This window comes from Pseudomonas sp. S2_H10 (genome assembly GCF_054668285.1).
In genome coordinates, this window is record NZ_CP162754.1 from 3958875 (window position 1) to 3982192 (window position 23318).

Consider the following 23318-nt stretch of genomic DNA (forward strand, 5'->3'; position numbering starts at 1 on the left):
AAGGCCAGGCACTGCGCCAGTGTGCGTGCTTGTCGCGTGGGAAACCGCCGTTCAAACATCGGTGGATGAAGCCACATCGACCAGGTAAGCAGGCTGCTGAACGGGCCGCCCCCCAATCAGTCCCCCTGTGTTGCTCTATGGGGAGTCCTTTCGGCGAAAAACAAGCGCGGGAGCCCACCCAAAAGTGCAGCGAGGTGCCAGTCAAAAAGGCTGCCGCCAACTCCAATCAATTGAAAAGCATTGAGCAAATCGGGTATGAAACCCCAGAAACAAAAAAGGCCCACCTTTCGGTGAGCCTAAATTGTTGTTCTATATGGTGCGGCACCAGGAATCGAACCCGGGAACTACTGATTACAAGCGGCTTGTCCCGGCGTTTTTCCATGATTCACAAGGTAATGAAAAACAGATAACTCCTTTGTATTCAAGGCATTTTCCTTATTTCGTTGTTTCGTCTCGTTGCACGTTGTAGTCTTCAGTTATCCGAGAAGCTGTGACCAAAGCTGTGACCAAGACTGAGGCGCGACCAATGGCAAGCAACGCATCGAAGACTGTGAATGACCAGAAAGTGCGGGGCATGACTCCCGGATGCTCACCTCTGGTCGAAAGCCTGCCAGGACGTGGTACCGGGGCACTGGTGTTCAAGCGTGCGAACGAGGGCTCGCCCGTTTGCTACTACCGCTATCACCTGGCTGGCAAGCAAGTGTTGATCAAACTAGGCGTGTATCGACGCACCGCTCGGGAAGTCGGCTTTACCTTGCCGGAATTGCGCGATCAAGCGGCCGCAATGGCGCAGATAGCGAAAGCGCATGGCGACGTGAAGGCGTACCTGGCAAATCAGGAGGCGGACGCCGAAGCGGCACGTTTCGAAAATGAGCGCGCTGTCGAGGCTGCACGCCTAAAAGCGGAGGAGGAAGCTCGAGAGCGCCAGCACCTAGCCGAAATCGAAGCGTCACGCGGCACTTTTGGAGAGCTGTTTCTCGACTACATCGAATCGCGCCGGGAGAGGGCGACTGCCGGCGTCGTGAAGGAACTGGAGCGGTTGTATCAGACCAATATGCTGGCCCCTCACCCCAGCATCATGGCGATGAAGGCACGCGACATTCGCCCCGACCACATTCTCACCATTCTTAATCCGATCTGGGATCGCGATGCAAAGGTACAGGCCGACCGGATGCGTTCGTTCCTGTCAGCGGCATTCAGTCATGGCCTGCGGGCCGAGAACGCAGTCGGCAGGTCGAGCGCCAAGAGCTACAACCTAGAGAGCAATCCGGCCGTCGTGGTTGCAGTCGAGAAAGTATCGGTCCCCGCTACCCGGGCGCTTTCGGATGATGAACTGAAGAAGTTCTGGGGAACAGTCGAAACCACCGAAGGCATCGGGCCGGTCATGGCGCTGCTGTTTAAGTTCGTCATTGCCACGGGTGGGCAGCGCATTCTTAACATCTGCCAGACCACTTGGAATGACTACGATCTGGAAGCCGGTACGGTACGCATGATCCATCGCAAGGGTCGCGGAGGTCAAACGATGAGCAGGCCGCATTTAGTCCCGTTGACTGAGCGAGCGGTCGCCATTCTGGAGCGTGTGAAGGACATCAACGGCTGTCACCCCTGGCCGTGGACCACCACCGGAAAGCAGCACATCGTCGTCAGCAGCCCGCGCCATGCCATTGCCGACTGGCTGAAGTCAGAGCACGCGGTTATTGACGGGAAGCAGACCTCCAGCTTCTCGCCTCGCGACTTGCGCCGTACCTGCGCCCAGCTGATGCAGAGACATGGAATCAGCGATCAACTGTCCGACCTGCTGCAAGCGCACGGCCAGACTGGTGTGGCGAATCTGCACTACCGAAATAACCCCGAGGCGGCATTACCGGAAAAGCGGCGTGCCATCGAGCTGTTCGAGCGTGCACTTGCGAAGGTGTTGAGGGAGCGGCAGACCGCTAATGTGGTGCCGCTGTCCAGAAAAAGGAAGTAGAAGGAAAAAAAAACAAAAATAATTTTTAGTGCATTTGGTGCGATATGGCGAGGTATGGTCAGGTATGGTGCGTAGGCGCGTTATTAGCAATGAGTATTATTCGCTAATACGTACTTGAACGGTCCGTACGCCTCGCTACTATGCGGCTACTGGCTAGACGTACAACACCCAGATGAAACGCCCCGCACGCTGTGGCGGGGGTTGCTGGTAACGTAGTTGCTGCTGGAATGCAGACAAAGAAAAGCCCTCGACACTGCGAATGCCGAGGGCTGATCTGGGGGGACTTAACAACGTCCTTCTGCATACCGGCAAGGCCAGTACACACCCCAAGGTAGAAGCTTTTAGACTGGCTTCACTATCTACAGGCAATGCTTGTAGATGCTGGGAGTTTAAGTCACCTGAATTTGGCGTCAATGCGAATTCGTACCGTCCGACCGACGTAGATCCTACGACCCGTCAGGCGGCACCAGTGACTTTCTACCCAGCACTGAGGGGAATCCCATTCGGTTCGAAATGGATGCCCAAAATGAGTCAACACAACACTAGCGCTACTCCTAGCACTACAGCTCCTAATCTGCCGATTCCCGGCACCTACGGCACCTCTGCACAACTCTGCACTCTCTACCAAGTCAGCCGCACGACCTGGTGGCGCTGGTCGCAAATGCCTGGTTTTCCGCGTGCCGTTCGCTTCGGTCGCTCTGTTCGCTGGCCGGTCGAGGCCGTCGAAGCCTTCCTGACGCCGCAGGAGGCTTAACCCATGCGTACCCACCAACCCGCGAACCAACGCGGGCCGGCAGCGTTCGGCCTGAAGAAAGGCGCCGCCGACCTGAACCGCAATGAGCACACCCTCGGAATCCTGCTGTCGCTGTCCACGTATGACGCGCATGAGGTGTTGCAGTGATGCCCGCCGAAAAGCTGTTGTCGCGTCTCGACAAAGTTCGCCAAGTGAAACCGGGCAAGTGGACGGCTCGTTGCCCGGCACATGATGACAAGACCCCCAGCATGCAAATCACAGAGGTCGAAAATGGCAAGCTGTTGGTGAAGTGCTGGGCCGGCTGTTCGGTGGCCGAGATTATTTCCTCCGTCAGGTTGGAGTTGCGCGACCTGTTCCCTGATAGCGGTAGCAAGCCACGCCGGCCAGGCCCGACCCGTGCCGCCGTCGAGCGTGAGCGCATGGTCTACCACATCGGCAAATCCCTCATTGACCAAGGCACGGAACTGACTGAAGAGGATCACCGTCGCTTCGAACTCGCGCGTGATCGCTTGGCTAGCATGGAGTTGAAAGCATGAGTGCGAAAACAAAAGATCCCTACGGAGACCAGTGGGCGGAGCTAACACAGTGCCAGCAGCAGACCAGCACCCCCGACTTCCGTTTTGTAGCGGCCTGCAATATGCCAATCAAACCTGTTGCCTGGTTGGTTGACAACTATATCGAGGAAGACGCACTGACGGTGATGTACGGCCCGCCCGGCAAGGGGAAATCGTTCGTAGCCCTGGACTTGTCATGCTGTATTGCCAGCGGCATCCCGTTCCACGGCCATGACGTGAAACCGGGAGTTGTGATTTACGTCGCCGGCGAAGGTCATAACGGCATTGCCCGCCGACTGCACGCCTGGGCACAGCACAACCAAACTGCCGTGCCGGAACTGCTGTTTGTATCAGAAGCCCCCACGGATCTATCCAGCGCTACAAATGCTGCAAAAGTGGCAGAAGCAGTTAAGCAGATTGCAGAAGCTACTGGCGAAGCCCCGGTGCTGATTGTGATCGACACCATGGCCCGTAACTTCGGAGGTGACGAAAACAGCGCAACGGATGTGGGGAAGTTCATCCGCAATGTTGACGCACTGCGTCGGCCCTGGAAGGCCACCGTCTTGATCGTCCACCACAGCGGCAAGGATGGCGAGCGAGGCGCACGCGGATCGTCGGCGTTGAAAGGTGCCGCGGACGCCGAATACGAAGTGAGCCGCAGCGGCGAAGACAAGTTGGTCCGGCTGATCCCGCGCAAGATGAAGGATGCTGAAGAACCGTCATCGCTTGCCTTCGAAATGGTCGGTGTACCAGTACGCGACGACAGCGGCAGCCTGGTCGGCGGTGCCGCGCTGCGTTTGACTGGGTACACCGCACCAGCAGCACCAGTGTTGGCAAATATGGGTAAACACCAAAAGGCTGCGCTGGAAGCGCTAGAGCAGATGCACGCGGAGATTGCCGAACGCCTGAATAGCCAGGGCCGGGAAGATCACCCGGTATACATCCCAATTGACGCATGGAAAGCGAAGTGTGAAGAAGCCGAGATTTATCGCAAACGTTTTTCCGACGTCAAGACCACCCTGACTGATCGTCAGCAAATCCGAATCGACGGTACACATGTATTTCTTGTCCGTCCGGTCCTACCCCTCTTAGGGGAACCGGACCGGACGGACAGTCATAAGATCGTTAATACCGGACAAACCGGACAAACCGGACGGGAGCCGGACGAAAATCGGACGCAGAACGGACAGCATGCCCAGTCACCTGCAGTCGACTTTGAGGATATTTGACCGTGGCCGCCCTGGACTACCTGCACCGGGCCGGCCTCACTGCCGAGCTCAACGGAAATAAACTACGGCTGCGCCCCGCTGACCGCATCACAGATGCCGACCGAGTCTATGTGCGCAACCACCGTGTCGAGCTCATGGCCGAACTGAATGCGGCCAATGATCCGACGTGTTGCTGGCTGCACATGCTGGTATTGGCCGACGGGCAGGTGGTGCAAGCATGCGGCGATATCGACACTGCTATCGCAAAACAGAAGGCTCATCAGCAGCACGGCGATGCCGTGTTGGCGGTAGTGGCAGCGCCAAGCTTCAAACGTCCACTCTCCGAAGCGGAGATCGTCAAGGCCCTAACCGGCACGCTCGCCGCGCCAGTGCCCACACCTGCTCCGTCGAGCCTCTGGCTACCTCGTGTCGCGCGCCTGCTCGGCACCTGTCCTGCCGTACTGCTGGAAGAGGGGCATTTGGAGCAGCACGACCTTGTCGAGCTGGCCGGGACAGACGCGGGTCTGTTGGCCGACATGATCCGAGCCAGCCCGGCCTGGATCAACCGGCCACAACGAGTCGAGCAACCGGCCGAGGTGCACGCCAAGGAGGAACTAGAGCCGCAGCACACCGTCCACACCGCCGTTACGGCGTCACAGGCATGGCGAGAGGCCGATGCGGCATACACCAACCACCTGATGAGCTGCCGTGCGTGCCATGCGGCAACCGGCCGTTACTGCGCGGCTGGGGCTGATCTGCGCCAGCGTTATAACAACACCCCGATGGAGACGTGCGAATGAACGACGCCCCGACAGTGAAATTATACCCCCCCAGCGCATCGGCGCAGCGCATTGGGATGCTTGCGCCAGTGCGCCAAACATGACCGGCGCAGCGCCGAACGCCATCGGCGCAACGGCGCAAAGTAAAGTCCACCCCGAGTGCCGCCCAATCTTCGAATTACGGCCGTGGGAGTATGTAATTAGTTGAGACCGAGGAGTAAGCGATGAGCAAGAACCGCCTGTTCAAGAATCAGCCGAAAATCCGCCTGATCGTGTCCGTTGAAACTGAAACCGTGGCCGCGATTGATCGTCTGATCCGTTATCCCAGCGCCAACCGTTCAGAGTTCGTGCGTCTGGCTATCGAAGAGAAGCTGGAGCGTGACGTGGTTCTGTTCCAGAACCGTGTTTCATCAGTTCCCTAAGCGTTCTGAAACAGTTGGATTTTCGTCGTCCCTAAAGCGTGCGAATTTTGATGATTTTCAGACCAGTACGCGCACGCGAGCGCGCGCGCGTATATAAAGCAGGGCACTCATAAAATTCGTGGCTTTATGGACGTTGGATGGCGGTTTCTTGTCGATTTCCGCCGATTGAGATAGTCAGCAATCGGCCATTTGTTGCCCTTCGCCATGGGCAACTTGCGGCCGATTCGGTTGAAAAAGTCGATTCTTCCAGACTGCCCGCATCCTGACCGCTGAAAACGCCTTGTTTGCGCGCTGCTACGCGAAATCTGAACGCGGTATCCACTGATCAAAGTAAAGATTCCAATCTCAAGCGCGTACGTTTCTGTCGTGGAAACCATGGCCGACTTCTTCAACAGAATCGGCCAAAAGCTGCTGGTCGAATGACCGGCAGGGGTCGCCTCTTAGCTGACTAAGCGGTAATGGAGATAAATAGTGAATAAGAAAAAGGGGGTTTAGAGCTTTAGGCCCGTGGATTTTTCAACGCCACGCGGCCGGATGGAGTGCTTTGAAAAGTGCGTAATAGAAACCTCTAGGCCGGATCGAAGCACCGATTCAACCCCGCGGCCGGAACGGCCGTCGGCCCACAGGCCGTGGATGATGAGCCATAACCTCAACAATGTCTGCAGGGCTAAGCATGGGAAGGCAAAGCCTCGCGTTGTTGGCGAAGTTGGTCCAATGCCAGCGGTCCTTGAAGTGTTCGATCAGCTCGAGCGACCAGGGCAGCCCCTCATTCCGAGAGAGCGAATTCCAATCCCATTCGTCCAAGAAACGTTCGATCAGCTCGACTGACCAGGGCAGCGCCTCGTTCTCAGAGTGCGAGTGCAAATCCCACCGGACCTCGCACTCGAAGCGTTCGATTAGCTCAATGGACCAAGGCAGAGACCGGTTACGGTAGAGTCCAGTTTTGCCCCGTCCAAGATCCTCCCCTATCCAATCCCAGTCGTCCTTGAAGCGTTCGATTAGCTCAACCGACCAGGGCAACGCCTCGTTAGCAGAAAGTGTTTCCCAATCCCAGCGGTCATCGAAACGTTCGATTAGCTCAACCGACCAAGGCAGCGCCTCGTTAGCAGAGAGCGAGCCCCAATGCCAGCTTTCCTCGAAGTGTTCGATCAGGCCAACCGACCAGGGCAGCGCCTCGTTCCGAGAGAGCGAGCTCCAATCCCAGTCGTCCAAGAAACGTTCGATTAGCTCAACCGACCAGGGCAGCGCCTCATTAGCAGAGTGCGAGTCCCAATCCCAGCGGTCCTTGAAACGTTCGATTAGCTCGATGGACCAAGGCAGAGACCAGTTACGGCAGAGCCCAGTTGCGCCCTCTTCAAGATTCCCCCCTATCCAATCCCAGTCGTCCTCGAAACGTTCCATTAGCTCAACCGACCAAGGCAGCGCCTCGTTAGCAGAGAGTGCTTTCCAATCCCAGTCGTCCTCGAAACGTTCGATTAGCTCAACCGACCAAGGCAGCGCCTCGTTAGCAGAGAGTGCTTTCCAATCCCAGTCGTCCTCGAAACGTTCGATTAGCTCAACCGACCAAGGCAGCGCCTCGTTAGCAGAGAGTGCTTTCCAATCCCAGTCGTCCTCGAAACGTTCGATTAGCTCAACCGACCAGGGCAGCGCCTCGTTAGCAGCGAGTGCTTCCCCATCCCAGCGGCCCTCGAACCGTTCGATTAGCTCGACCGACCAGGACAAGAGTTTGTTTCCGGCGAGCTCTTCCCAAAAGCGATCCCAGTGATCCTTGAAGCGTTCGATCAGGTCGCCATCCAGCGGCTGTGCTTGCGCCACAAAATCTGCAGCATCATGGGGGGCAATCTGCTTGAGCATGGCGACAAGGCGTTTTTTCTCTAAATCCCGGTTCAGTTCGGCGGCAATGGCCAGTTGGCGACCGGCGTTCTGCAACTGTGCAGGGAAGTTCGCCGAATAGGTAGTCAGCACGTTGCGACCGATTTTCCTTTCGTTCATAAAATTCAGAACGCCTCAGTATCTTCGGTCAGCGTGGCCGCTACGAGCCGGGCCAGTTCAATTTCCAGCGCCTCTTTCTGTTGCTCAAAGAAGCGCTGCCAGTCGGCCTCGGACGAACCGGCCGCAGCAATCAGCCTGGCAGCCTCGCTTTCTCGCAAGGCTTTGAGTTCAGCAACCAGTTTAGAGATGGCGTGCTCCATTTCTGCAATCGCCGCCTTCAGTGCTTCGGCCTCGTTCAAGGTCGACGAGCGTGTTCCCGGCAAACCGCCGGCAAGGAGCACTTCCAGGATTTCCCGCACTCTGGCCAGATCACTGGCCTGGTAGGCAGCCTGCAACTCGACGAATACATTGTGCGCAGCCTGTTTTTTTTCTTCGGGGACTTTGTCCGGATGGCAAAGGCTGCAAGCCTTGCGGTAGAGGGACTTCAACTCCCGCTCGTCGTCCTCGTCCAGTTGGGGCAGTGGATCGGCGAGCTGAATTGCTTCATGCTGGCGGGAATATTCCTGGTAAGTCTCCTCGGCTTCATCAGCACTTGCTTCGGCTTTATCGCGTTCATTCTCAGTCTTCGGGGCTCCAGCAATCAGTCGCGCCAGTTTGGCACGTGCTTTGAGCACGAGTTGAATCAGATCGCCCAGTGCGTCGTCGTGGCGTCTGTTGAATGTGATCAGGCTACGCTCCAATTCGGCCTTCTCATCGGTGAGGGATTCAAGGCGCAGCTCTAGGGTTTCGAGCAGGAAACGCAGTTGGGGATTGTCTGTGCTGCCAGCTAAGACCAAGGCAGTTGCCCTGCGCAGATGGGCTTCGATTTCTTCGAGAGCCCCTCTGTACTCCCCTTGGTCAAGGGCCGTGATGATCCGGGTTATCTGGAGGGCTTCGGCGACGGGGCGCAACTTGCTCAGATGGGTGGCAACATCACTTTGCTCACCAAGCAGAACCAGGTTGCGTATCATCTCCAGTCGTCGCCGCGCCGCATCGGCGTCGGCGACAACAGGGGCGCTGAATCCGGCGCGGGCAAGGAGGCTGTTGAAGATGTCGAGATAATCGCTCGCGAATTTTGCAGAGTCGGTGACGACAGTGATGTTCTCGTCGTTCGTGCGGGCCTTGTGGCTCCAGTTGTACGAGCCGGTGATGACGGTAGTGCCATCGATGACGCAGAATTTGTGGTGCATGGTCGGTTCATCGCGACTGCCGGGCGGAAGCAAGATGACCTTGCCACCGATATTGCGAAGCTTCCCGAATGTCAATCCGCCAGGCCCCTGATTAATCTCGTCGCCGATCAAGACGACGGAAACCTTAACCCCCGCTCGTGCCTTCTTACAAAGTACCTCGAATATGTCCTTGTCCGTGAACCAGGCAACCGCCGCCACGATATCGGATTCGGATTTTTCCAAATAATCGATAATGACCTTGTGGATGTTATAGAAGTGCGCCTTAAGTTCCATATTGAGATTTCACGAATGCATTGCCATTTGAGTCAAGTGAATCGGACAGGGTTTCGCCTTCGGACGCTCACAGAATAGCTAAAAGCTGAGATTGAAGGATCGACGCGTCGTAAGACTGCCAGCCAGTTGCTCTACACGCACCTTGTTGATCTCCTCTGGACTTGAAGGTCAAGTTCATTGCGCCGGCAGGGTGATCCGCAGATTCGCGGAGCTTGCCGCGCAGATCTTGAGGAGGAGTTTATAGGTGGGGTGGCTGCCAACCTTTCATTTAGCGACAGCGCTTTATCAATTCATGACAATCCATGACCTTTGATCTGGGTTTTCCCATAACGTTGACCGTCGCTCCACGTCCAGTGGTGGCGAACGCTGCTCGCCATTTCGCCCTTCGGAGACAGAATTATTGGGGAGGCGTTCTTGGCACGCTGAATGAAAGGGTCGTTCACTGCCGGTCATGTTTGCTAAGGGGCGGATCAAATCCGGCGCAGATGGCTGGTTAGGTCGAATGCAAATGGGTGGTCAAGTCAGTGTAATTGCCCAGGCGTCAGCGGTTCTGGAGAAGTGGTTCGAGCCAGCGGCGAGTTCAGCTAGTCTTCCCGCACCAGTTACTCAAGGACGATACCCATGTCAGATAACTCTGAAGCCAACATAGCCACAGCAGACGCACTCACACTGCTCCTGCACAACCAGCACGCCATATGTGCGGCCATTGAGGAGGTGACCAAGTGGCTTTCTGAGAATGGAGTTGGGGGCGTTACCGCCAACGCAATTGCGGCCATGGAAATGCTGGACCGGAGTGCTCAAGACATCTCAGACGCCATCATGCGACTACGGCAGTTATAGGTATGCCTTAGCTGCTACGCGCACATTCAAATTTATTTGTCCTTTCCGCTTGATAAGTGACACTCATAGTGCAACAGTATTAGTAGAACACCCTAACTGATACGGAAGGCACATCATGTTCATCCGCGCATATCTCCGAGCATCCACTGAAGAACAAGACGCCAGCCGCGCCCAAGCCTCGCTTGACCAGTTCGCCAGCGAACATAACAAGGTCATCGCGAGCGTGTATTTGGAGAATGCTAGCGGCGCCTCCGCAGACCGGCCCGAGTTGCTGCGTCTGCTCAAAGATGCGCGCAAGGGTGACGTGCTGCTGGTGGAGTCGATAGACCGCCTTTCCCGCTTGCCGGTGGAGGACTGGCAGAAGCTCAAGGCCACGATTGATTCCAAGGGCCTGCGCATCGTCGCGCTCGATCTGCCGACCAGTCACCAGGGAATGCAGGACACGAAGGGCGACGAGTTCACCGGGCGGATGCTGGGCGCTATCAACTCGATGCTAGTGGAAATGATGGCCGCCATTGCGCGCAAGGATTACGAGCAACGCCGCGAGCGTCAGGCCCAGGGTATCGAAAAGGCGAAAGCTGCCGGTAAGTATCAGGGCCGGCCGATTGATGAAGATCTGCACAAGCGCGTTACGGAACTGCTCGGTGCAGGCCTTGGCATCCGCGCAACAGCCAGGCACGCCAACTGCTCAACCACCACAGTCCTCAGGATCAGGGACTTGGCCAGCGCCTGAAAGCGAATCCACAGTCGATTTCTGCCTGTTGCCACTGTCAGCTTCTCGCCCCTCGTAACAGGCAGAAATCGGCCAAAAGCAGCCCTTTATTTAGTGCATTGGTATTGCTGTGCGGTATGCGTTTGAAAATCAACCTGTAGGCAGCCACACGTAATCGATACCGCCCCCCAATCCCCTGTCAGATGGTAAGTGGGCCCATCTTTCATGAACGTGTCGACGTTACCCAAATCAGCCTTGCCATCTGCATCCGTGGAGACCAGAGCACTCCTTGCATGCCAATGAACATGCTGTGTTTGACAGAAATGAATGCGTGCATTCCGATAGCAGTACTGCTCATCAGCCGTCGGTTTCTCATACAGCGGATGTGATTCGAGGAGCACCAAATCCAGTGTGAATGACAAAGTTGATACGCCCTCCTCAATCGCGAGCACGTAGCTATCTTCCAGGTAAACATTGGCTAAGCAGATTTCGTCGTAATATTGCATAAGTCACGAGGGGTACGGGTTTAGGAGACGATAGTAACAGCACTGGTTTTACCAGCACCTACCGGTCAATAGTGATCTGTCGCGAACGTCTGCAAAGGGTCGATTTATGCCTTTGCTGACAGGCAGTTGTGGGTCTGATAGCCACCACCAGCCGTTGTGACTGATCCACCCTTGTCTTCCCTCAACGTGGAGGACAAGCCATGAACACTGTTGCTAGATACCGCCATCAGCCTTGGAACAAGGGAAAGCTTGTCGGTCAGAAAGCCCCGCTCCGAGTCAGAGATATCTGGGCTATCCGAGTAAGACTTCAGCTTGCTGAGAAGACGCGTGATTTGGCGCTCTTCAACTTGGCCATCGATAGCAAGCTGCGTGCCTGTGACTTAACCAAATTGCGGGTCCGAGACATTGCCCATGGGGAGCATGTGTCGTCACGGGCCATCGTGATGCAGCAGAAAACTCAACACCCAGTGCAATTTGAAATCACTGAACAGACCCGAACGGTTCTGGAAGCGTGGATGCGCCAGGCGCGTCTTCGCAGTGAGGATTTCTTGTTCCCGAGCCGGTTGCACGCTTCAGAGCATTTATCCACCAGGCAATACGCTCGAATAGTCAAAGCGTGGGTGACAACCATTGGCCTTGACCCAACCATGTATGGTACTCACACGCTACGGAGAACCAAGGCTTCGTTGATTTATCGCAGGACGAAGAACCTTAGAGCGGTCCAACTCCTGCTTGGTCATACGAAGCTTGAAAGCACTGTCAGGTACTTGGGAATCGAAGTCGATGATGCCTTGGAAATAGCGGAGCAGACGGAGGTGTGACCATTCACTGCGACGGTCGTGCCAGACCGTCGCTATCCGTCCCTTTACCAGTCAATTGTGTCTAAAAAGTCGGGGAGCCATTCAAATCAGAGGGCAGTCCTGGACCTCACTGAGTGATCTAAGACTGACGTATCCTCATAATGGAATCTGTGATGGCTTGAGCATTTGTGTCCAGCGTTTCCATTGCCGATATCGCATTAGCGGCGACACTGCCGACCCCATTTCCTGACAGCCACTTGGTTATTTCTTCTATCGCTGCACTTAGGGCGTGCTGGTTGTGGAGGAGCAATGTCAGAGCGTCCGCTGTGGCGATTTTGCAATTTGAGTTATCGGGCATGACGGTCGTCCTTGAGTAATGATGCCGGAAGCCTAGCTCATCTCATCTCGCCGTTGCCTTTCCCAGATCTACCCAGCTATTTGGACTCGATCTGACGATCCTTTGGACCGAATTTGACCTGTACGTCCCTAGTATGACCGGCAGAGGTCGACCCATTGCAGACGTTCGCGACAGACCGCTACTGGCCGATTCTGTTGAAAAAGTCCGTTTTCTGAAACGGCCAGAAGATTGACCGGTGAAAGCCCCTTTCCTGCACGCTCCTACGTGAAATCTGAGTCCGCTAACCTCAGGCGAAAGTGGGGGTTTCAATCTCAGATGCATGCTTTTCTGCTGCGGAAACCATGGCCGACTTTTTCAACAGAATCGGCCGATTTCTGCCTGTCGCGACCGACTGAAACGCTCGTCCTACGGTCAAGAAAGCCTCGATTTATAGAAGTGTTGCCGGTGACCGAAAACTGACCCAGGTGTTCAACTGCTTCTCCTCACTTTCCGAGCAGGAGAACACAGGGTGATCATGAGATTTGGGGGAAAATCCGGCGGATGTACTTCCGCGACAAGCTCTCACTGCATCAGATAGCCAAACGTACCGGGCTGTCGCGAAACACCATTCGAAATGGGGCAGAGCGCCCGAAACAACTCCACCCCGCGCGAAGCTAGTCCTGCACGAAATCCTTCGCACGCCGATAGAGCGTTGGGGTGTTTTTTTAATCATAGGTGGGTACCTAATTGCGGTGCGGCACGAGAGCAGCCGAGGCCTGAAGAAAAGATCGGTAAGGTCACCCCGAGGATGCCTGCAAGGGGCGAACGGTTAGCTATCGGTGCGATAAGCGCAACGAGATTCACAAAAGCTGTCGTTGAAGCTCAGCACAACCAGTCTTTATGGTCAGCTGTTAAACGAAACCCCGTCCCGAATTCGGCCTTCTATTTCGTCAGGAGCTTGAGCCATGGAATCCTTCATCTATGTTGATGGCGTCGGCCTCGACCCGGCGGCCTCGCATAAACTGATCGTCGGATGCGTGGTGCCGAGGCCCGTTGCCTGGGTCACCACAATCAATGCCGAAGGCATCGTGAACGCCGCTCCGTTCAGTTCCTATAACTATGTCGCAACCAGCCCCACGCTATTGGCAATCAACATAGAGAACCGCAACGGCGAGCCCAAGGACACCGCGAAAAATATCCTCGAGTCGCGCGAATTTGTGATCAACGTCGCGACTGAGGCAACCATGGACCTTATGCATCGCTGCGCCGAAGACTACGGGCCCGAGGTCAGTGAAGTGCGAGAGCTGGGCATCGAACTGCTGCCCAGTCGCTGCATCCGGCCACCGCGCATCGCTTGTACACCAGTGCAAATGGAGTGCCGGCTGGATCAGGCCCTGCTCCTGGGCGAGGGCATGAGCACACTGTTCATTGGTCAGGTGGTGGCCTATCACCTGGCGGCGGATATCTACGACGGCAGCCGGGTGGACAGCGTGAAAATGCGCCCATTGGCCCGTATGGGAGGGCCGTACTACGCCGCGCTTGGCGAGATTTTTCACCGGCCTGTGGGTGGCCCGCCGCCTGTTGCCGATTGAGACGGACACCGCTCGCCAAGCTTGACGACGCTGTTGCATCCAGGGCAACGACTGTCTCCACCTCTGTCATTGATGGCCGGTGCACCGTGTCGCTACCGTCACAGGCTAACGACACAGAGCGCAGGAGGTTTTGATGAACGGATGGGTGATCAAAGAAACGCTGGGCGGCCCTGGGCCGACGGTGGCCATCAAGGACACCATCGATGTTGCCGGCTGGCCCACTCGCGCGGGGAGCCGTGCGTTCGAGCATTGCGTACCGGCAACCGATCATGCCGAAGTGGTGCAAGCGCTGTTGACCGGCGGCTGGCAGGTTGTCGGCAAAACGGTGCTGCACGAGCTCGCATTCGGCGTCACAGGTATCAATGAATGGGCGGGGACAGCGCTCAATCCAATGGCTCCTGACCGGATTGTCGGCGGTTCGTCCAGCGGCTCGGCGGCCGTGGTCGCGCAAGGCGCGGCGGACCTCGCCCTGGGCACAGACACGGGAGGCTCGGTAAGAATGCCGGCCGCCTGCTGTGGAATTTTCGGTCTCAAGCCGACATTTGCCCGGTTGAGCCGCCAAGGCGTGCAGCCCGTGTCAACGAGCCTGGACTGTGTCGGTCCAATGGCCAGAGACATCGGCGTTATTGTCGCGGCCATGGCTGCAATGGATGGCACCTTCAAACCGCAGTCACCCCGAGCCGATTATCGCGTCGGTGTGGTGCAGGTGGATTGTGAACCACAGGTACAGGCAGCGCTCGACAAGGCGTTGGCGCGCAGCGGATGGCGATCGCAACTGGTTTCTCTGGATGGACTGGCGACTGCCTTCGAAGCAGCCCTGACCGTTATCAACATCGAAACCTGGGCGGCTTTTGGTCAGTACACCGGAAAAGGCTTGCTGGGCGCCGATGTTGAGGCTCGGCTGGCTCGAGCGGCGGATACCACGAAAGAACAACAGGCCCGGGCCGAGCAAGTGCGTAGCGCTTTCACTTCGCAGGTCGACGCGCTGCTCGAGTCATTCGACGCCCTTGTTCTGCCGAGCCTGCCGCGCCTGCCACCATTGCTGGAGGATGTGATCGGCGGCGCCCCTGTCCTGGATCTCACCCGATTTTTGCGCCCCTTCAATCTCACCGGCCATCCGGCCTTGACCATGCCGGTGCCCTGCGGCGAGGGGCCCCTCATGGCCGGCCTGCAACTGATCGGCCGCAAACACGACGATGAACTACTCTGCGCCATGGCTTCGGGATTGAGCGCTCGCCTTTGAGCAGCTGTTGTCTTGGTCCATCACTGCTTTGCTCCGTATTTGCCCGGCTGACCCCCGGGCTTTTTTTCGCCCGCTCAATTGTCGGCGCAGCACCGCACCTGTTGCGTTTTGCGCAACAAGTTCGCCTGTGGCTGCGATTGTTGCAGATGCCCACAACCCTTAATTTTCAATCACACGCAATAGCCAATAACAACAGGAATATTCCCGTGAGCAACCTGATCGACGTTGTGAATCTGGACGCAAGTCCTGCGGATCTGGTCCAGCCTGACCGAGTACACACCTCGCTGTATACCGATCCCAAGCTCTTCGATGCCGAGCTCGAAAAAATCTTCTACAGCACCTGGGTATGGGTGGCGCACGCAAGCGAAATCCCGGAAGCCGGCAGCTACAAAAGCACCTTCATCGGTAAACAACCGGTGATCGTCGCCCGTGACCGCAAAAAACAGGTGCACGTTCTGCTCAACCGTTGCCGTCATCGTGGCGCCACGGTCTGCGAGCACAAGAAAGGCAAAACCAACAGCTTCGTTTGCCCGTATCACGGCTGGAGTTATGCACTGGATGGTTCCCTTCGCGGCGTGCCCCATCCCGAGAGCTATGGCGACTGCTTGGACAAGAGCGAGTTGCCATTGGTCAGCCTGCGGGTCGAAGAGTATGCCGGCATGCTGTTCGCCACGTTCAAGGATGACATCGAACCGTTGACGGACTTTCTCGGCCCGGCGAAAAAATGGATAGATCTGTTCATGAAGCAGGGTGCTGGCTACCCGATCAAGGTTCCGGGCGAGCATCGCTTCCGGTTTCCCGGCAACTGGAAAATCCAGTTGGAAAACACCACCGACGCGTACCACTTCCCGCTGGTGCACAAGTCGTTTCTGTCCTCGGTCGATGAAGAGACGCTCAAGCTGTTCGATTTCGTAGAAGGCCCGGGCTATGTCGAAGATCTCGGTAACGGCCACAGCGTGATGGTGATGATTCCGGATCTGGTGGATCTGGAAGCCGATCTGGACCGCCCCGTACCCGAGCGCTTCGAAGGTCTGGCAGCCGAGCTGCGCGACGAAGGCATCGACGAACAGCAAGTGCGCCGTATCGTGCGGGCTGTCGGTGGATCCGGCTTCAACCTCAACCTGTTCCCGAATGTCGCCTGCTCGATGGCGTTCTTCCGGGTACTGCAACCGATTTCCGTGACCGAAACCGAAATCCATCACTCAGTGATCACCATGGACGGTGGGCCTGCGACAGCCAATCGCTACCGCCTGCGCTTGCACGAACATTTCCAGGGGCCCATGGGGTTCGGCACGCCTGACGATTCCGAAGCGTGGGAGCGGGTGCAGAAGGGCGCCACTGCCGGAGAGGATCTCTGGATCATGCTCAACCGTGGTCTGCCTGGGGAAAAGCCGAGCGAGGACGGTCTGGTCAGTGACGTGAGCGCCGAGACCGGGATGCGAGCGGCCTACCAGCAATGGAAAAAAATGATGTCGGCTTAACCGGCGGAGAATCCTGATGAACCTGCACACACTACAAGAAGTCACCGCTTTCATCTGGCAGGAAGGCGACATGCTCGACCACGGCGAGTTCGCCGCCTGGCTCAATCTCTGGGTCGAAAAAGGCACCTACATCATCCCGATCGACCCGCGTGAGGAGGACTTCGAGAACAGCCTCAACTACGCCTACGACGATCATCACATGCGCACGTTAAGGGTTCAGCGGCTGACCAGCGGCGAGTCGATTTCCACCAGCCCGCAGCCACGTACTGTACGTTCGCTATCGACGTTCCGCATCCTGGCGCAGGACGCAGAGCGAGTGACGGTGCGTTGCGCACAAAACCTGCGCGAATTTCGCAAGGACTCGCTCAAACACTACAGCGCCGACATCGTTTACACCTTGGTTCGAGACGGCGACAGCTTCAGGATCGAGCGCAAGCTGATCCGCCTGATCAACAGCGACGATACCCTTGCCGGTATCGGCTACATCCTCTGATCGAATGGAGGTTTCCATGAACGAGCAATCTTTGAAAGTGCGGGTGCTCAAGCGCGAGATGCAAGGTCGGGACGTTTTGGTGCTTGATCTGCAGGCCAGCGATAGCGCGCCACTGCCGGCGTTCGAGGCCGGGTCTCACGTCGACCTGCACCTGGACGGTGGTTTGATCCGCCAATACTCGCTATGCGGCAACCCCAGCCAGACGTCGATCTACCGGATTGGCGTGCTCAAGGATCCAGCTTCCCGTGGCGGCTCGATTGCTGTTCACGAGCAGCTGGAGGAGGGGCGCGAACTGTGCATCAGCCCCCCGCGCAATCTGTTTGCACTCTGCGCCGATGCCGAATATTCGATTCTGATCGGTGGGGGTATCGGCATCACACCGATGATTGCCATGGCCTACGACCTGCACGCGCGAGGCGCCCCGTTCGAGCTGCATTATTGCGGCCGCCTGGAGGCCCACAGTGCGTTTGTCGAAGAGTTGTCCAAAGCGCCGTTCGCCGATCGAGTGCACAAGCATTTCGGTGAGGGTCGTCTTCGCGATCGCTGGGATGCGGGCGCAGCGCTGAGTCAAGGCAAACCCGGTACGCATGTCTACACCTGCGGCCCGACCGGATTCATGGAGTGGATCATCGATAGCGCCCTTGACCAGGGATTCGCCCAGGAAAACATCCATCGCGAATATTTCCAGACCGAAGTCGATACCAGCGGTGCCGGGTTTGAAGTGGTCGCCGCACGCACCGGCAAGACGCTGAACGTAGCGGCGGGCCAGAGCATCGTGGCGGCGTTGGCGGAGGTCGGAATCGAGATCGAAATGTCCTGCGAACAAGGCATTTGTGGAACTTGCGTTTGCGATGTGCTGGAAGGTGAACCTGATCACCGTGACGTTTATCTGACCGAGGAGGAGAAATCCGCGAACGACCAAATGCTGCTGTGCTGCTCCCGTGCCCGCTCGAAACGACTGGTACTGGACGTCTGAACCAAACGCTTTATCCGTTGCTTGCTCCTGAACAAAAACAATAAACGATCACATGACAACGTCGGCGTCAGGCCAACCCCTGCCTGTTTTGCTGCCGCCGACCTTTGCACGCTCTGCTGATCACTGTGCCACGCACTTATTCTGGATGCATTTATGTTTCAGTCACGATCTTCCCTGCACGTCATGAAATATGCCAGCCTGTTGGGCCTGGCCTTTCCTTGGGCCGTGTACGCCGATGTGATCGACGACAGTCACTTGTCGCTGACAGCGCGCAATCTTTACCTCAATCGCAACTTCACCAACAAGGACCCCGCGTTTCCGAAGATCGGCAACTGGTCCCAGGGCTTCGATCTGCAATTCAAGTCCGGCTATACCGACACCCCACTTGCCGCGGGACTGGACGTGGACGGCCAATACGCGGTGCGCCTGGATGCCCACGGCAATGATGGATCCTTGCCCTACAACCCGGTCACGGAAAAGACGGCCAACGACTACAGCCGTGCTGGTGCTACCTTGAAAATGCGCTACTCGAAGACTGAGCTGAAGGTGGGCGATTACAAACCGTTCCTGCCGGTGGCCTCCAACGATCCGAGCCGCCAACTGGACACGATCTATCAGGGCGCCGTCTTGGAGTCCGAGGAAGTGGAGAACCTGACGCTCACCGGCGGCCGCTTCTGGTCGGCGGTGACCCGCCAGTCCTCCGATCATGAGCAGTTCTATCGCAATGGAACGCCCGACTCGGATGACAGCATGGGACTGGATTTCGGCGGTGCGACCTATGCGCTACGCCCCAACCTTGAGGCCACGTATTTCTACGGCGTGATGCACGACATTTACCGCCAGCATTACGCGGGCGTCAAACACACGGGAGACCTGGGTGCCGGCTACAAGCTCAAGACTGAACTGGGCTACTTCAATAACAGCGAAGATGGCGACGCGCGAGGAGGAGAGGTCGACAATCGCTCCTACAGCGCGTCGATGATCGTGTCCCACAGCGGGCATCAGTTTGGTGTGGCCTATGAGCGCATGTTGGGCGAAACCGGCTACCCCAATATCAATGGCTATATTCCGCAACCGTTCCTGCCCAACTTTGCGGGGCTGGGTTTCTGGAACGCGGGTGAGCGCTCTTGGTCGGTCCGCTATGGCTACGACTTTGCGGCGGCAGGGTTACCCGGCCTTACGTTGCTCACGCGCTACATCAAGGGCACGGATATCGATCGAGGTCAGGGGTTGGCGGATGGGCGCGAATCCGAGCGTGATATCTGGGCGACCTATGTGGTGCAGTCCGGGCCGCTGCAAGGGTTGTCCTTCGACTTCAAGAACATTCATGTCCAGCAGCAGTACGGTAATGACTACGATGAGTTCCGCCTGGCTACGTCGTATACGTGGCGATTCTGGTGAGTGAACCTGCGCAGTGGAAGGCTCTCGGGACTTTCACTGCGCGGGCAGCGCTCGCCTCATCAGGTGCGCAACAATTGATTGAGCGCATGGGACAGGTGACGCATCAGGTCAAAGTCGATGGCCGAGAGTTTGCGACCGCGACGGCGCACGATTTGCAGTTCGGTGGACGCCATTTCCGGGCAATCCACCGCGACCGCGACCAACTGCCCGGCTTTGAGCTGGGCGGTGACCAGTACTTCGGCCAGCAACGTGATCGCTCTGTTGGCCTGGACCAGGTCCAGCATCACCTGCAGAGAGTTGGCGGTGATGGCCGATGTGATGGTGAACGACTTGCCTCGACAGGCCTGATCAATCAATTCCCTGACGCGATAACCCTGTCCCGGCAGGACCAGATCGGCCGTGGACAATTGCTCCAGGCTGATACTGGCCTGGCGCGCGAAAGGGTGGTCAGGGTGGACAATCGCCCTGAGCGGTTGCGCGATACCGAACTGGCGGCACAACGGTGCATTGGCGTGGGGTGAAAACAACACGCCGATGTGGGCGCGGTCATCGGTCACGATCCGCTGCACTTCCAAAGTATGGGCAGTGACGATTTCAGTGTGCTGGCCAGGATGCTGTTTGAAGAACTCATCGAGCATACCAATCAGCGGTGCGCTGAAGATGCCTTCGCCAATGGCGATGATCGTCTTGCCCATTTGCTCGTTGCGCAGTTCGTTTAGATGGTTAAGGAACGCTTCATGCTCGCTGGCGCGATTGCGGTAATAGTTGACCGCTGCCTGTCCCGCCGTAGTCAGACGGATCCGGTGGGTGCCACACTCAACCAATTCGATGCCCAGGGTCGACTCCAGCTGGTTGATCTGGCGACTGACCGAGGAGGGAGCGATGCCAAGATGGTCGGCCGCGGCACGCATCGAACCGAGTTGGTGGCTGAGAAAAAGGTATCTGATCTGGTTGTCGTTGAGTGCCTGGACGGCATTGATAGAGGCTTCCATAGTGACACCTCGGACGATTGACATGGTGGAGAAATGCCTGGTGAGTGCTTTGCCTGGGTTTGTGCCCGACCCGGTATGCCTCGGTTTGGGGCCCGCCACGGGAGCGCTTCCCATGGCGGTTGGAGTGTCAAGGGTAGGGCGTCGTCGGAGCGATACCGGCAAACAACGCGCCGGCGCTGTCGTAGGTCGCTTCGCCGAGGAACGCATGCTGTGTCACTACCATGGCGTCACGCAGAATCCATTGCAGGCGATTTTCGTCGAATATGGCTGCGGTACCCGCAAGACGATACGCCATCAGCACGACCTCGGCGCAGGTATGGGCAGCATGGGTGGCACTCAGACGCAGCAGATTGGCCTGTTCGGGCGTCACGGTATTGCCGGCCAAGATCGATTCCCAAACGCTGTCCGGCGCTTCATAGAAAAATGCGCGGGCGCTGCGCAGCATGGCTTCGGCCTTGCCAAGCTCGCTGCGGTAATAGGCCCGGTCCCCAAGCCGGGGAGCTCCGGTCATGGTCTTGGTGCTGCCCGACATTGCAGTGACCAGATCGAGGGCCGCGCGAGCCAGACCCAGGTTCACGGCAGCATGGACCTGGGCTTGGTAAGACACCGACGGATAACGGTAAAGCGGCTCGTCGATGGTGGCGGCGGCGCCGCGCACGAAGGTCCAGGCATGGTCGACGGTCTTCTCGTGCAGTTTGAGATCATGGCTTCCGGTACCCTGCATCCCGACAACATTCCAGTTATCGACGATCTGTACCTCGGCTGCCGGAAAAACCGCAGTCAACGGTTTTCCGGCGGTCGCGCCGCCGCCGTTCGCCGGCGTGCCACCAATTCCGACGCCAATCCAGTCGGCACCTTTGCAACCACTGGCGAAGCGCCAGTGACCGCTGACTTCCCAACCGCCCTCTATTTCGCGAGCCGGTTGCAGCGGGTAGAGGCCACCGGCGTATACCTGGTCCGGTCCGTTGGCATAAATCAGCGCTTGGGTTTGCGGGGGCAGGGACGCCAGGTAGATATTGGCCGAGCCAAACGCGGTCACCCAGCCGGCCGAACCGTCAGCCTCGGATACTCGCTCGACGATGCGCAGGAATTCGCTTGGCGGCAGCGCATCGCCACCGAAACATTTTGGGGTGCTCGCGCGGAAGATTCCCACTGCTTTCATTTTTTCGATCATGTCCCGAGGGACGTGGGACCGCTGATTGAACTCATTACGGCGCTCGGCAATCTCCGCGATCACGCCGTCCAGGTTTGGCGCTATTACCATCTGCTGGGAATAATCGTGTGATGTTCGTAGATCGAAACTGACTTCACTATTCATCTTGTTCTCCGGTCGGTTTATTACAATCGCCACCAGAATGGGCGACTGCGATGCCGTGAATCAAATTCGAAAGCCGAATAGCCGCAATAAACTGGAGGAATAATCCTTTCATCGAACATTTACGGCAGACTTTGAATCTTCGATATCTAGTTATTCTCATAACTAATTTTCCGAATAATTAAAGCGAATTTGACCCTTCTGAACGTACGCCGCAGGATTGAACCACCACGTCAAATACGTCGAGTGAGCGATTATGAACAACAAGCAATCCACACAAGAATTTCGCCAGGCTCTTTCGTTGTTGTCAGCGGCGGTCAATGTTGTCAGTACCGACGGTCCGTTCGGTCGCCTGGGATTGACCGCCAGTGCAGTCTGTTCGGTGACGGACTCGCCACCCACCGTGTTGGTATGCATCAACCGCAACAGCTCTATTCACGAAGCCGTACTCGGCAACGGAGCGCTGTGCGTGAATATTCTGCCTGGGCATCAGGAAGGGGTCGCGCGGCAGTTCGCCGGCATGACCGACGTACCCCCCGCCGAGCGCTTCGCTAGCGAGGACTGGCGTAACGGTGCGACAGGCCTGCCTGTCCTGGAGGATGCCTTGGCCAGTCTTGAAGGAACCATAGTGGACGTCAAGGATGTGGGGTCGCATTCGGTGTTATTCGTCGAGATCCAGCATATTCACCTGCGTGAGGAAGGTGACAGCCTCACCTACTTTGGACGTAATTTTCATCGCTTGGGCCGGGCTGTCCCCGTAGACCAACTTTCCTCCGCATCTTGAACAGGTGGGAATGCCAATGTCCTTGTGCCTTTTTCTGAGCGTCACTACCAACCACGGTGTCGCAGGCGTTGATCCGGTGCAGCTTGAAAGGCTGCTGAGTGAAGTGAGCGGTGTGGTCAGACGGGCCATTCATGTGCCCACGCCTCTGATAGGGGGTGACCCTTTCCTGTCGGCCGACGAGGCCCCGCAATGCGTGATCCAACTTTATTTTACAAAACTCGATGCCCTTGAGTCCGCCATGTGTGCAGACGGGCCTCTGGCATCGGTAATCAATGCTGCCGCTTCGGCTGGCTGCCGCTGGACGCAGCAGGCAATGCTGGTTCGTAAATTTGTCGTACCACATGCTTCGCCGGTCGATCCCGGCAGTCTGGCACGTGCGACTTACCTGGTGGCGTATGAAGGCAAAGCGGAGGATGACGAGGTATGGCTGGCGCATTACCTTCGCCAACATCCTCCGCTGATGGTGAAACTACCTGGTATTCGCGAGGTGGAGGTCTACACCCGGATCGACTATTGCAGCGACTTACTCGCCGAGCGCGTCAGGACACTGCAACGTAACAAAGTCGTGTTCGACTCTATCGCTGCCCTGAGTGATGCTCTGGCTTCACCGTTAAGGGAGGAACTGCGCAAGGATTTTCTAAGCTTGCCTCCATTCACCGGAGCCAGTCCTCACTATCCAATGCAGACTCTTGAGCAATATTTGCCAGGGTAGAAGTGCCTGGCTTT

22 protein-coding genes are annotated in these 23318 nt (G+C 57.2%); 17 read left to right on the forward strand and 5 right to left on the reverse strand.

The features are described from left to right. The first annotated feature begins 526 nt into the window (after window positions 1–526). The 6 genes from AB4O16_RS17700 to AB4O16_RS17725 all read left to right on the forward strand — a co-directional run bounded on the left by AB4O16_RS17700 (window position 527) and on the right by AB4O16_RS17725 (window position 5686). Window positions 527–1969, forward strand: a complete 1443-nt coding sequence (locus tag AB4O16_RS17700) for a tyrosine-type recombinase/integrase (RefSeq protein ID WP_460155427.1) — start codon at window positions 527–529, stop codon at window positions 1967–1969. Window positions 1970–2726: 757 nt separating this feature from the next. Beyond that, the gene (locus AB4O16_RS17705) at window positions 2727–2870 is read left to right on the forward strand and encodes a hypothetical protein (RefSeq protein WP_460155428.1); all 144 of its coding nucleotides are present in this window, start codon (window positions 2727–2729) and stop codon (window positions 2868–2870) included. Continuing rightward, a complete protein-coding gene (locus AB4O16_RS17710; protein WP_460155429.1) occupies window positions 2870–3259 on the forward strand; it encodes a virulence-associated protein E in 390 nt (129 codons plus the stop codon). The genes AB4O16_RS17705 and AB4O16_RS17710 overlap by 1 nt, the downstream gene beginning before the upstream one ends. After that, window positions 3256–4506, forward strand: a complete 1251-nt coding sequence (locus AB4O16_RS17715; RefSeq protein ID WP_460155430.1) for an AAA family ATPase — start codon at window positions 3256–3258, stop codon at window positions 4504–4506. Before AB4O16_RS17710 ends, AB4O16_RS17715 begins: the two co-directional genes overlap by 4 nt. A gap of 2 nt (window positions 4507–4508) precedes the next feature. Continuing rightward, window positions 4509–5285, forward strand: coding sequence for a hypothetical protein (locus tag AB4O16_RS17720; protein ID WP_460155431.1), 777 nt, complete (start codon window positions 4509–4511; stop codon window positions 5283–5285). 203 nt (window positions 5286–5488) lie between these two features. Then, a complete protein-coding gene (locus AB4O16_RS17725) occupies window positions 5489–5686 on the forward strand; it encodes a ribbon-helix-helix protein, CopG family (RefSeq protein ID WP_218424179.1) in 198 nt (65 codons plus the stop codon). Between the two features lie 591 nt (window positions 5687–6277). Here the strand turns inward: AB4O16_RS17725 and AB4O16_RS17730 are convergent. Further along, window positions 6278–7678 carry a hypothetical protein gene (locus tag AB4O16_RS17730; protein WP_460155432.1) on the reverse strand — a complete coding sequence of 467 codons (1401 nt, stop codon included), beginning with the start codon at window positions 7676–7678 and terminating at the stop codon, window positions 6278–6280. Between the two features lie 5 nt (window positions 7679–7683). Continuing rightward, entirely contained in the window at window positions 7684–9120 is a 1437-nt protein-coding gene (locus tag AB4O16_RS17735; RefSeq protein WP_460155433.1) for a phospholipase D-like domain-containing protein, read from the reverse strand. Between the two features lie 621 nt (window positions 9121–9741). On the opposite strand from AB4O16_RS17735, the gene AB4O16_RS17740 reads away from it, so the two are divergent. From AB4O16_RS17740 to AB4O16_RS17750, 3 genes are all read left to right on the forward strand, one after another. After that, a complete protein-coding gene (locus AB4O16_RS17740) occupies window positions 9742–9960 on the forward strand; it encodes a hypothetical protein (protein WP_460155434.1) in 219 nt (72 codons plus the stop codon). Window positions 9961–10075: 115 nt separating this feature from the next. After that, window positions 10076–10693, forward strand: coding sequence for a recombinase family protein (locus AB4O16_RS17745; RefSeq protein ID WP_218424194.1), 618 nt, complete (start codon window positions 10076–10078; stop codon window positions 10691–10693). Window positions 10694–11378: 685 nt separating this feature from the next. Then, on the forward strand, window positions 11379–11999 hold the full coding sequence (locus AB4O16_RS17750; protein ID WP_218424196.1) for a tyrosine-type recombinase/integrase: 621 nt from the start codon (window positions 11379–11381) through the stop codon (window positions 11997–11999). 118 nt (window positions 12000–12117) lie between these two features. Here AB4O16_RS17750 and AB4O16_RS17755 read toward each other — a convergent pair whose 3' ends face one another. Then, window positions 12118–12336: a hypothetical protein gene (locus AB4O16_RS17755; RefSeq protein WP_256352596.1), complete on the reverse strand. Its 219-nt coding sequence runs from the start codon at window positions 12334–12336 to the stop codon at window positions 12118–12120. 944 nt (window positions 12337–13280) lie between these two features. Here AB4O16_RS17755 and AB4O16_RS17760 point away from each other — a divergent pair. The 6 genes from AB4O16_RS17760 to AB4O16_RS17785 all read left to right on the forward strand — a co-directional run bounded on the left by AB4O16_RS17760 (window position 13281) and on the right by AB4O16_RS17785 (window position 19501). Next, on the forward strand, window positions 13281–13907 hold the full coding sequence (locus AB4O16_RS17760) for a flavin reductase family protein (protein WP_460155435.1): 627 nt from the start codon (window positions 13281–13283) through the stop codon (window positions 13905–13907). 133 nt (window positions 13908–14040) lie between these two features. Then, complete coding sequence (locus AB4O16_RS17765; protein ID WP_460155436.1) at window positions 14041–15150, forward strand: amidase; 1110 nt, start codon at window positions 14041–14043, stop codon at window positions 15148–15150. Window positions 15151–15356: 206 nt separating this feature from the next. Further along, window positions 15357–16631 carry an aromatic ring-hydroxylating oxygenase subunit alpha gene (locus tag AB4O16_RS17770; RefSeq protein WP_460155437.1) on the forward strand — a complete coding sequence of 425 codons (1275 nt, stop codon included), beginning with the start codon at window positions 15357–15359 and terminating at the stop codon, window positions 16629–16631. A 16-nt stretch (window positions 16632–16647) separates the two neighbouring features. Then, window positions 16648–17124 (forward strand): aromatic-ring-hydroxylating dioxygenase subunit beta, encoded by a 477-nt coding sequence (locus AB4O16_RS17775; protein WP_056855764.1) that lies wholly within the window; start codon window positions 16648–16650, stop codon window positions 17122–17124. A gap of 16 nt (window positions 17125–17140) precedes the next feature. Next, window positions 17141–18100 carry a PDR/VanB family oxidoreductase gene (locus AB4O16_RS17780; protein WP_460155438.1) on the forward strand — a complete coding sequence of 320 codons (960 nt, stop codon included), beginning with the start codon at window positions 17141–17143 and terminating at the stop codon, window positions 18098–18100. Window positions 18101–18253: 153 nt separating this feature from the next. Beyond that, complete coding sequence (locus tag AB4O16_RS17785; RefSeq protein WP_460155439.1) at window positions 18254–19501, forward strand: OprD family outer membrane porin; 1248 nt, start codon at window positions 18254–18256, stop codon at window positions 19499–19501. 59 nt (window positions 19502–19560) lie between these two features. Here AB4O16_RS17785 and AB4O16_RS17790 read toward each other — a convergent pair whose 3' ends face one another. After that, window positions 19561–20493: a LysR family transcriptional regulator gene (locus AB4O16_RS17790; RefSeq protein WP_460155440.1), complete on the reverse strand. Its 933-nt coding sequence runs from the start codon at window positions 20491–20493 to the stop codon at window positions 19561–19563. A 127-nt stretch (window positions 20494–20620) separates the two neighbouring features. Then, window positions 20621–21811, reverse strand: a complete 1191-nt coding sequence (locus AB4O16_RS17795) for an acyl-CoA dehydrogenase family protein (protein WP_460155441.1) — start codon at window positions 21809–21811, stop codon at window positions 20621–20623. A gap of 253 nt (window positions 21812–22064) precedes the next feature. Here AB4O16_RS17795 and AB4O16_RS17800 point away from each other — a divergent pair, with 253 nt between their 5' ends. Then, window positions 22065–22592, forward strand: coding sequence for a flavin reductase (locus AB4O16_RS17800; RefSeq protein WP_460155442.1), 528 nt, complete (start codon window positions 22065–22067; stop codon window positions 22590–22592). Between the two features lie 16 nt (window positions 22593–22608). Next, window positions 22609–23304, forward strand: a complete 696-nt coding sequence (locus tag AB4O16_RS17805) for an EthD family reductase (RefSeq protein WP_460155443.1) — start codon at window positions 22609–22611, stop codon at window positions 23302–23304. The last annotated feature ends 14 nt before the right edge of the window (window positions 23305–23318 follow it).

Coding starts and splice junctions, on each gene's coding strand:
- AB4O16_RS17700 (WP_460155427.1), top strand. CDS start 527: ATGGCAAGCAACGCATCGAAGACTGTGAATGACCAGAAAGTGCGGGGC.
- AB4O16_RS17705 (WP_460155428.1), top strand. CDS start 2,727: ATGCGTACCCACCAACCCGCGAACCAACGCGGGCCGGCAGCGTTCGGC.
- AB4O16_RS17710 (WP_460155429.1), top strand. CDS start 2,870: ATGCCCGCCGAAAAGCTGTTGTCGCGTCTCGACAAAGTTCGCCAAGTG.
- AB4O16_RS17715 (WP_460155430.1), top strand. CDS start 3,256: ATGAGTGCGAAAACAAAAGATCCCTACGGAGACCAGTGGGCGGAGCTA.
- AB4O16_RS17725 (WP_218424179.1), top strand. CDS start 5,489: ATGAGCAAGAACCGCCTGTTCAAGAATCAGCCGAAAATCCGCCTGATC.
- AB4O16_RS17730 (WP_460155432.1), bottom strand. CDS start 7,678: ATGAACGAAAGGAAAATCGGTCGCAACGTGCTGACTACCTATTCGGCG.
- AB4O16_RS17735 (WP_460155433.1), bottom strand. CDS start 9,120: ATGGAACTTAAGGCGCACTTCTATAACATCCACAAGGTCATTATCGAT.
- AB4O16_RS17740 (WP_460155434.1), top strand. CDS start 9,742: ATGTCAGATAACTCTGAAGCCAACATAGCCACAGCAGACGCACTCACA.
- AB4O16_RS17745 (WP_218424194.1), top strand. CDS start 10,076: ATGTTCATCCGCGCATATCTCCGAGCATCCACTGAAGAACAAGACGCC.
- AB4O16_RS17750 (WP_218424196.1), top strand. CDS start 11,379: ATGAACACTGTTGCTAGATACCGCCATCAGCCTTGGAACAAGGGAAAG.
- AB4O16_RS17755 (WP_256352596.1), bottom strand. CDS start 12,336: ATGCCCGATAACTCAAATTGCAAAATCGCCACAGCGGACGCTCTGACA.
- AB4O16_RS17760 (WP_460155435.1), top strand. CDS start 13,281: ATGGAATCCTTCATCTATGTTGATGGCGTCGGCCTCGACCCGGCGGCC.
- AB4O16_RS17765 (WP_460155436.1), top strand. CDS start 14,041: ATGAACGGATGGGTGATCAAAGAAACGCTGGGCGGCCCTGGGCCGACG.
- AB4O16_RS17775 (WP_056855764.1), top strand. CDS start 16,648: ATGAACCTGCACACACTACAAGAAGTCACCGCTTTCATCTGGCAGGAA.
- AB4O16_RS17780 (WP_460155438.1), top strand. CDS start 17,141: ATGAACGAGCAATCTTTGAAAGTGCGGGTGCTCAAGCGCGAGATGCAA.
- AB4O16_RS17785 (WP_460155439.1), top strand. CDS start 18,254: ATGTTTCAGTCACGATCTTCCCTGCACGTCATGAAATATGCCAGCCTG.
- AB4O16_RS17790 (WP_460155440.1), bottom strand. CDS start 20,493: ATGGAAGCCTCTATCAATGCCGTCCAGGCACTCAACGACAACCAGATC.
- AB4O16_RS17795 (WP_460155441.1), bottom strand. CDS start 21,811: ATGAATAGTGAAGTCAGTTTCGATCTACGAACATCACACGATTATTCC.
- AB4O16_RS17800 (WP_460155442.1), top strand. CDS start 22,065: ATGAACAACAAGCAATCCACACAAGAATTTCGCCAGGCTCTTTCGTTG.
- AB4O16_RS17805 (WP_460155443.1), top strand. CDS start 22,609: ATGTCCTTGTGCCTTTTTCTGAGCGTCACTACCAACCACGGTGTCGCA.